Origin of the sequence: Caulobacter sp. DWR1-3-2b1 (assembly GCF_049895765.1) — a bacterium.
Lineage (GTDB): Bacteria > Pseudomonadota > Alphaproteobacteria > Caulobacterales > Caulobacteraceae > Caulobacter.
The window spans coordinates 1-8,282 of the sequence record NZ_JAFCSZ010000056.1 but is presented as its reverse complement, the minus strand read 5'-3'; the positions used below and the strand labels follow the sequence as shown (position 1 = coordinate 8,282).

Sequence of the window (8,282 nt, the reverse complement as noted above, 5' to 3'; positions counted from 1 at the left end):
TATCGCTCGACGGACCGCCTCAGTCGTGCGGGCGCTTCCGTGCAGTATCTGGCCCATAGTGCTTCCTTCCACTCGGCGGAAAAGATTGCACCATCAAAGCCCGGGACCAAACACCTAGAGCGAAGGCTCCGGCATTAACGATGCCCTCCCCTCACGGTTCATGTTTAACAATTGGATTTGCACCACTTTATGGTTGTATTCGGTAACAGTCGCTGGACTAAGGTGGACCGGCGTTAATGATTGTTTCATTGGGATCGGAAACACTCCAACGGATGTCTGGGGGAGCGCTCTGAAGGTGCACTTCCGGCTTCTAGCTGGGGGTGGTCACATGTCATTTTTCAAGGGTCGCGTGGTCGACAAGAGCGTGGCGCTCATTGAACAGCTTGAAGCGACCATCGACGCCATCAACCGTTCCCAAGCGGTCATCGAATTCAATCTCGACGGTACGATCATCACCGCCAACGACAACTTTCTGAAGACGCTGGGATACTCGCTTGGCGAGATCCAGGGTCGGCATCACAGCACGTTCGTCGAGGCCGCGTATGGTCAGAGCGCTGAGTATCGTGAGTTCTGGCGCCGCCTGAGCGCCGGCGAGGCCTTCGCAGACAAGTTCCGCCGCCTTGGCAAGGGCGGCAAGGAGATCTGGATCCAAGCCTCCTACAACCCGGTGTTCGACAAGGCCGGCAATCCAGTTCGGGTGATCAAGTTTGCCACCGATATCACGACAATTGAGCAGGAACGCGCCGCCAACGAGGAAGCGCGCTTGAAGGCCGACGCCGACAACAGCGTTGTCGAGATCCTGGCCGAGAGCCTGCAGCGCCTGTCACGCGGCGACCTGACCGCGCGCATAGCGACCGATATGGCCGGTCGCTATGCGCAGATCAAAAGGGACTTCAACGCCGCCATTGATAGCCTGCGCCAGACGATCAGCTCGATCACCGACAGCGCCAACGGCCTGCAGGGGGGCGCGGACGAGATCGCTTCGGCCGCCGACGACCTGTCGCGCCGCACAGAGCAGCAGGCTGCCAGTCTGGAAGAGACCGCAGCCGCCCTCGACGAGGTCACCGCTACCGTCCGCCGGAGCGCCGAAGGGGCCAAGCAGGCCTCCCAGACCGCATCAGGCGCTCGCGTCGAGGCAGATCGCTCCGGCGAGGTCGTCCGTGAAGCTGTCGCGGCCATGGGCGAGATCGAGAAGAGCTCGGGCCAAATCACCCAGATCATCGGCGTCATCGACGAGATTGCTTTCCAGACGAATCTCCTGGCCCTGAACGCCGGCGTCGAGGCCGCCCGCGCCGGTGAAGCCGGCCGAGGCTTCGCGGTCGTCGCCCAGGAAGTCCGGGCGCTCGCTCAGCGCTCGGCCGACGCCGCCAAGCAGATCAAGACCCTAATCGCCAGCAGCACCTCCCAGGTCGAACGTGGCGTGCGCCTCGTCGGCCAGACCGGCGAGGCTCTGACAGGCATTGCCGTCAAGGTTGGCGAAATCGACACTCTGATTTCCGAGATCGCTCGCTCGTCGCAGGAGCAGGCCACCGGTCTCCATCAGGTCAACACCGCCGTCAATCAGATGGATCAGGTCACCCAGCAGAACGCCGCTATGGTTGAAGAGACTACCGCCGCCGCGTCAAACCTCAACACCGAAGCCCGCGACTTGGCCAAGCTGGTGGCACATTTTCAAATTGGCGACACATACCGCGAAGCGCGCTCTCTAGAAGGTGCTTCTACATATGGACGTGTTGCCTCCAACAGGCGTGCATAATCTTACGCCGTCCGCCGTTGAAAGCTGAGATCGTGGCTAGAGCATTTTCCGATAAGTGTGAAACGGTTATCGGATCGAAAAATGCTCTAAACTTTTGATTTAGAGCATTTTTAGCCCGACCCTGATGAAGCCATCAGGTCGGAAAGGGCTCTAGCATCGGCCTGTGCGGGCGAGCGTTGATCTCGCAGCCCGACCGACGCGTAACCGAAGCTGCAAGAGCAGTAGTGAACCGCGCTGGGTTTGCCGGAGGCTGTTTGATTTAAGTCACGCCGCCATAGCCTGTTGGGTGAGCGCGGCATAGTAGGCGGCCTCGGCTTCCGCCGGCGGGATGTTGCCGATGGGCTCCAAGAGCCGCCTGTTGTTGAACCAGTCGACCCATTCGAGGTTGGCGAACTCGACCGCCTCGAAGGTTCGCCATGGTCCACGCCGATGGATGACTTTGGCCTTGTACAGGCCGTTGATGGTCTCGGCCAAGGCGTTGTCATAGCTGTCGCCGACGCTGCCGAAAGAGGGCTCGATCCCGGCCTGCGCCAGACGCTCGGTGTACTTGATCGAGACATACTGGGCGGATTCAACCGGTCGTCGCAACGCTTCGAAAATGGAGGCGTAGGATGGATGTCAAGAAGCGAAGATCCGACCGGTGCACGCGGTCACGGTTACGTTCCCCTGGGCGTCCGCCGGTTGCCACCAGCCACGAACGGAAGCTGTTCTGGAGCTACATTGCGGCCGGAATGACGAGCGAAGCGGCAGCGGTGAAAGCCGGAGCGTCGCAACCGGTCGGCGGCCGCTGGTTTCGGGAGGCAGGTGGTATGCCACCAGCGATGTTCAGGCGCTCGTCCGAGCCATTGTCGGGCAGGTATCTGTCGCTATCAGAACGGGAAGAGATCGCGCTGCTGCTGGTTCAGAGGCATGGCGTATGTGAGATCGCACGCCGGCTCGGTCGAGCGGCTTCGACTATCTCACGCGAGATCCGGCGCAACGCGGCGACGCGTGGAGGCAATCTCGAATATCGTGCGACAACTGCTCAGTGGCATGCCGAACGGGCAGCGCGTCGCCCCAAGATCGCTAAGCTTTCGGCCAACGACTCGCTGCGCCTCTGGGTCGAAGAGCGGCTGAGCGGCGCTGTTGCCAAACCTGGCGACCGCCCTGTGGTCGGCCCGTCTGTATCCTGGAAAGGACGGCGCCATGGGCAGCGCCAAGACCGGCGTTGGTCCAAGGCATGGAGTCCGGAGCAGATTGCCGGGCGCCTGCCCATAGATTTCCCGGATGACGACAGCATGCGTATCAGCCCCGAAGCTATCTATCAGGCCCTATACGTCCAGAGTCGGGGCGCCCTCCGGCGCGACCTCACGGCATGCCTCCGCAGCGGGCGAGCCTTGCGGATGCCGCGGGCGCGCGTAGCAAGGCGCGGCAAGGGGTTCGTTTCGCCCGAGATCATGATCAGCCAGCGCCCTGCAGAAGCCGATGACCGCGCAGTGCCAGGTCACTGGGAAGGCGACCTCATCCTCGGTCTCGGTAGCTCGGCCATTGGTACGCTCGTCGAACGCACCACGCGCTTCACAATGCTGCTGCACCTGCCCCGTCAGCGAGGACACGGCGAGGTGCCGCGTGTGAAGAATGGGCCGGCTCTGGCCGGACACGGCGCTGAGGCCGTCCGGGATGCGATCACGCGCACCACCGTCACCTTGCCTGAAGCGCTGCGAAGGTCGCTCACCTGGGATCAGGGAGCGGAGATGGCACAGCATGCCCGCCTCAAGGTCGATGCAGGTCTGCAGATCTACTTCTGCGACCCGCAGAGTCCATGGCAGCGGGGTACGAATGAAAACACCAACGGACTTCTGAGGCAGTACTTTCCCAAGGGCGCCGACCTCAGCACGCACAGCCCGGAGGTGCTGGCGGCCGTCGCTTCGACGCTCAATGGCAGGCCGCGCAAAACGCTGGGCTGGAAAACACCAGCCGAAGCGCTTGACCAATGTCTCGCGCAAACTCAGAAACCAAGCGTTGCGACGACCGGTTGAATCCGCCCCGGCGTCCGCGGTCGCTGTGATGAACCAGGCCCGCCCGATGCGCCGGCCGGCGCGGCCTTGTCGCTGACGGTTGTGCGCACCGGCTTGCCCCGGATCACCCCCTAAAGGCCCATGTCCCGCATCAGCCGCTCCACTGTGCAGCGGGCGACGGTCAAACCCTCCCGCCTCATCTGCCGCCAGACCTTGCGCACGCCGTAGACCGCGAAGTTCTCGGCGAACACCCGTGCGATCTCTGGCTTTAACGCCTGATCCCGACGCGCCCGAGCCGACAGCCGGGCCGGATCGCGCTGCTGAGCGGCGCGCTCGTGGTAGGTGGACGGGGCGATCGGCAGAACCTTGCAGATCGGCTCGCCCCCGTGAGCCTCTCGGTGATCCCGGATCAAGTCCGGGACCGATGAAGGCGATCATCGCTTGAACGGGCGGTCGAGCTCCGCCAGGGCAGAATAGGCTGATGCCTTGCGCAAAATCTCGTTGGCCTAGAGCCCTTTCCGACCTGATGGCTTCATCAGAGTCGGGCGAAAAGAGCTCTAAATCAAAAGTTTAGAGCATTTTTCGATCCGATAACCGTTTCACACTTATCGGAAAATGCTCTAGCGCAACTCGCGGTTCTCTCGCTCCAGCGCCTTCAGCTTCTCGGCGACATCCGCCGGCACGCCGGCACGCTTGCCGGTATCGACCTACGTCTTCTTGACCCATTCGTGCAGGGCCTGAGGCACGCAGCCGATCTTCTCCGCTATCGACACCACGGCCGCCCAGCGGGAGGCGCGATCCCGCTCGTGATCCAGCACCATCCGCGCCGCTCGCTCGCAAACCGCAGGCGAAAACTTGTTCGTCGTCTTGCTCATGATAGCCCCTTACTCTCAGGAGTTGGGGCCTCCGGCAAACCCGGAGCGGTTCACTGCTCGCGGCGCGCAAACCCGTCAGAGCCTCGCCCGCCTGGCGGCGCATTCGGTAAGGATGAAGGAAGACGAACACCCCTGCCCGTGCATCGGGCGCCCTGCCAGATGACATTTCTAAATGGCAGAATCCGCGACACCTCTAACCGGCGTAGACAAAATAACCCACTGATTTTGCCAATGGTTCTTTCGTTATGGCAGCTGGGCATAAAATGGATGTTGCGCCAAGTAGAGGACGTTAGCCCCGGCTTTCGATGCCCTCCAGAGCATAATTGAGAGCTGCCCAGCCCATGGCCTATTCATCTCGTCGGCAAGACGGGTAGGTGGTCGTAGAACTCGACCTGCATGCGCATGCGACCCACAGGCGTGACGAAGTGGGGTTGATCCGGAAGAATTACGCCGGGTCGCTCCGGGGTTAGGTGCTGCTCGTCAGGTGGATTAAGCAGCGTGAAGACAACCTCGCCCTCAAGGACCCGGATCACGCCCCAGACGCCGGCCTTGGTGCGATGATCGCGGCGCAATGCGGCCGGCAGACTGGTTTCATCAAATACGGGCGTTGTGCGGTAGGGCTGCGAGACCTGTGCGGGTTCCATGTCACTCGGGCACTCGGATGTCGTGGGCATGGGGCGGATAAGGTGCCGCGGCGTGGTCGATGGGCAGGCCGGCAAGCATGCTGGCGAACCCGTGATTGACGTCACGGTGATGAGCTTCGTCCGCGCGAACGACAAGCACGACGTCTCGTAGCGTCGCGGTGTCTGGCAGCTTCCAATAGTGCTTGGCGATGGCGGGCGCCGCGACATTGGGCGATCGGCCCTCGTCGATCTCCTTCAGATAGAGCGTGTAGCTGATCACCGCCTCTTCCTCGAAATAGCCAACGACGCGATGAGCGGTGCGTTTGGAGACCAGGTAGAGAAGGAAGAAGCCGATGTAGAAAATCCATTGGACGAGGATGATCACCAGGCGTTCGAACAGATTGGGCTGGGCGATCTGAACGAAGGTCATCAGGTGCATCCGCTCGTTCTCGGCCTCCTCCATCAGCGTGCGAATCCAGCCGTCGTCGTCGCACATGCGCCGAAGCGCCGTGAGATGGTTGATCGTAGCTCCGACCATGCCCGGCACCGCCGCTACCGTCTCAAGTACGATCGCCCGGTGCCCGTAACGCTTGGCGAAGAAGGTGTCGGCGGCGAAGCGCAGCAGCTTGGTGAAACCCAGGGCGAACCGATCCGAAAAGCCGACCGGCTTGTGGTGAACCGCAGGCTCCGCGACCGCCTCTTCGGCTAGGGCTCGTGGGTCGGGCGCGAGAATCTTGTTGACCACAATGTACACTTTTTGGGCTTGGGCCGCAGCGGGAGCAGTGCGCGGCTGACGGAAAAAACAATGCAGGCTTGCTTCCCGACGCCCTGGGTTGGGAACGTGTGTCAGGGCCGCCTGTTCCGTAAGCTCGGGAGTTCCGGCGTCGCTCGGGAACCCCAACTGCTAAAGCATTTTCCGATAAGTGTGAAACGGTTATCGGATCGAAAAATGCTCTAAACTTTTGATTTAGAGCCATTTTCGCCCGACCCTGATGAAGCCATCAGGTCGGAAAGGGCTCTAGCATTCAGAATGGGGTCCTCATGCCTGATGAAATTCCCGACGCCTCATACCGCGCGAGGCTACGCGAGAAGGCGCTCTCGAGGTGGGATAACGAAGGCGGCGCCAGCCGCCAGGGACCACAAAAAGGCTCGCCTGCGGCGGAAGCGGGCCCCGACCGCGAGCCTCAGCTGACCAACACCGAACTGGTGCAGCTTCGGGTTCGCGTGATCGCGCTTGAGAACCTGATGATCGCTTTGCTGGCCGAAGGCTCTGACAGGCAGGTCGAGGTTGTCCGCGAGATGGCGAGCCTACATCTCGCCGAGGCCAGGCTTCACACATCACCCCCTAACCATCCACGCCGCCGCCCACATGATTGACCTCGTCCAGCGAGCTGCTCATTTCGGTTCCCGGGCAGATCCCGATGGCTAAGCAATTCAATGTCGGTGATCGCGTCAGCTGGAACTCCGAGGCCGGCCGCGTCAGCGGGACGATCATCTGCGTTCATACCCGGGACGTCGACCACAAGGGCTATACCCATCACGCGAGCCCTGCGATCCCGCAGTACGAGATCAAGAGCAGCAAGACCGATCACATCGCCATGCACCTGGGCGCCGCGCTCAGCCGGCTGACATGAGCAACAAGCCCACGACGCCGGAGCCGCTGGAGGCGGCCATTACCCAGGCCGACGATCGCCTGCTGGCGGATCACTGGATGCCGCCGCAAGCCGGCATCGTCCCTAGGGTGCGCGTCGGCCGGCGCTGGATCAGCGTGCTCTGGGCGCTCCCCATTGGGACCGTGGCGCTCATGGTGTTGATCGCCATCGCCGAGGCTCTTCGCGAACTGCCCGACGTGAAGGCCTTCATCGCTCAGCACCCAGGCATCGCTCAGGCCGCGCCATCGGTGGATTCCGGCTTTCCCTGGTGGCTGCAGCTTCAGCACTTCCTGAACATGTTCTTCATGCTGTTCATCATCCGGGCCGGCCTGCAGATCCTCGCCGATCATCCGCGGCTCGACTGGCGGCGCGATTGCACGCCGGGGACAGACTGGTTCCGTTTCCAGCGCCCCGTGCCGAAGGGTCGGGTTTAGACCGCCAAGGACGACTCGGTCAGCCTTCCGACATGGCTCGGCATTCCCGGCCTGCGCCATACCCTGGGCCTAGCCCGCTGGTGGCACTTCTCGGTTAACCTGCTCTGGGTGATCAACGGCGTCCTCTTCTACGGACTGCTGTTCGCCACCGACCAATGGCGGCGGCTGGTCCCGCTGACCTGGGAGGTATTTCCGGCCGCGCTCTCCACGGCAATCCAGTGCGCCTCGCTGAACTTCCCGGTGGACCACAGCTGGACCCGCTACAACGGACTGCAGCAGCTCAGCTATTTCGTGACCGTGTTCGTCGCCGCGCCGGTCTCGATCATGACCGGCCTGATGCAGAGCCCGGCGATCGCCAACAGCCTAGGCTGGCTCGGAAGGCTGCTCAACCGACAGGCCATGAGGTCGGTCCACTTCCTGTCGTTCGCCTGGTTCGTGGCCTTCATTGCGATGCACGGGGTTATGGTGTTCATCACCGGCCTGCGGCAAAACACCAACCACATGTTTGCTGGCGTCGAGAACGACTCCTGGGCAGGTTTACCGCTATTTTTGCTGGCCATGGCCGTCATGGCGACGGCCTGGCTCCTGGCTTCGCCGTTCACGAGACGGCACGCACGGCTGGTGCAGCGCACCGGAAGGTTCATGATCGGTTGGCTGAGGTCCTTGGCCACCCGAATGGACCCAAAGACGCAATCCGAAGAGAGCGACATATCGCCGTTCTTCTGGCCGAACGGCACGGTGCCCAACTCACCGGCGTTCGACAGCTTGGTCGCGGACGACTTCGCTGACTATCGACTGCGGATCAGCGGCCTGATCGAACCCACCTTAGGTGTTTGGTCCCGGGCTTTGATGGATCGGATTGATCTTGAATCTTGCAGGCTCTTTTGTCCACATTTTGCAGATGAAGTCGTAGGGGGTCAGGCCCTTGAGCGTCTTAAGGCGCCG

8 protein-coding genes, 4 pseudogenes and 1 other annotated feature are annotated in these 8,282 nt (G+C 62.0%); of the genes and pseudogenes, 5 read left to right on the top strand and 7 right to left on the bottom strand.

What is annotated here, in order from left to right:
* Positions 1–328: 328 nt before the first annotated feature.
* Positions 329–1,756 (top strand): methyl-accepting chemotaxis protein, encoded by a 1,428-nt coding sequence (locus ACP69S_RS21705; RefSeq protein ID WP_426000775.1) that lies wholly within the window; start codon positions 329–331, stop codon positions 1,754–1,756.
* A gap of 264 nt (positions 1,757–2,020) precedes the next feature.
* Here ACP69S_RS21705 and ACP69S_RS21700 read toward each other — a convergent pair.
* Positions 2,021–2,323, bottom strand: a pseudogene (locus ACP69S_RS21700) (integrase core domain-containing protein); the annotation flags it as partial.
* A gap of 44 nt (positions 2,324–2,367) precedes the next feature.
* Here ACP69S_RS21700 and ACP69S_RS21695 point away from each other — a divergent pair.
* Positions 2,368–3,774 (top strand): IS30 family transposase, encoded by a 1,407-nt coding sequence (locus ACP69S_RS21695; RefSeq protein ID WP_426000773.1) that lies wholly within the window; start codon positions 2,368–2,370, stop codon positions 3,772–3,774.
* A 113-nt stretch (positions 3,775–3,887) separates the two neighbouring features.
* Here ACP69S_RS21695 and ACP69S_RS21690 read toward each other — a convergent pair.
* The 4 genes and pseudogenes from ACP69S_RS21690 to ACP69S_RS21675 all read right to left on the bottom strand — a co-directional run.
* A pseudogene (locus ACP69S_RS21690) lies at positions 3,888–4,259 on the bottom strand (IS3 family transposase); the annotation flags it as partial.
* Positions 4,101–4,233, bottom strand: a sequence feature (AL1L pseudoknot). (Overlaps the previous pseudogene by 133 nt.)
* Positions 4,260–4,371: 112 nt before the next feature.
* Positions 4,372–4,628 (bottom strand): annotated as a pseudogene (locus ACP69S_RS21685) (transposase); the annotation flags it as partial.
* Positions 4,629–4,978: 350 nt separating this feature from the next.
* Positions 4,979–5,272, bottom strand: coding sequence for a DUF1971 domain-containing protein (locus tag ACP69S_RS21680; protein ID WP_426000771.1), 294 nt, complete (start codon positions 5,270–5,272; stop codon positions 4,979–4,981).
* Between the two features lies 1 nt (position 5,273).
* Entirely contained in the window at positions 5,274–5,996 is a 723-nt protein-coding gene (locus tag ACP69S_RS21675) for an alternative oxidase (protein ID WP_426000769.1), read from the bottom strand.
* A gap of 296 nt (positions 5,997–6,292) precedes the next feature.
* On the opposite strand from ACP69S_RS21675, the gene ACP69S_RS21670 reads away from it, so the two are divergent.
* From ACP69S_RS21670 to ACP69S_RS21660, 3 genes are read left to right on the top strand one after another with little or no spacing between them, the layout of a single operon-like run.
* The gene (locus ACP69S_RS21670; protein WP_426000767.1) at positions 6,293–6,628 is read left to right on the top strand and encodes a hypothetical protein; all 336 of its coding nucleotides are present in this window, start codon (positions 6,293–6,295) and stop codon (positions 6,626–6,628) included.
* Between the two features lie 44 nt (positions 6,629–6,672).
* Positions 6,673–6,885 (top strand): DUF2945 domain-containing protein, encoded by a 213-nt coding sequence (locus ACP69S_RS21665; RefSeq protein ID WP_426000765.1) that lies wholly within the window; start codon positions 6,673–6,675, stop codon positions 6,883–6,885.
* Positions 6,882–7,337 (top strand): hypothetical protein, encoded by a 456-nt coding sequence (locus ACP69S_RS21660; protein ID WP_426000763.1) that lies wholly within the window; start codon positions 6,882–6,884, stop codon positions 7,335–7,337. Before ACP69S_RS21665 ends, ACP69S_RS21660 begins: the two co-directional genes overlap by 4 nt.
* A gap of 284 nt (positions 7,338–7,621) precedes the next feature.
* Here the strand turns inward: ACP69S_RS21660 and ACP69S_RS21655 are convergent, their stop codons facing one another.
* Both ACP69S_RS21655 and ACP69S_RS21650 read right to left on the bottom strand, forming a co-directional pair.
* Complete coding sequence (locus tag ACP69S_RS21655) at positions 7,622–8,083, bottom strand: hypothetical protein (RefSeq protein ID WP_426000761.1); 462 nt, start codon at positions 8,081–8,083, stop codon at positions 7,622–7,624.
* A gap of 79 nt (positions 8,084–8,162) precedes the next feature.
* Positions 8,163–8,282, bottom strand: a pseudogene (locus ACP69S_RS21650) (IS481 family transposase); the annotation flags it as partial.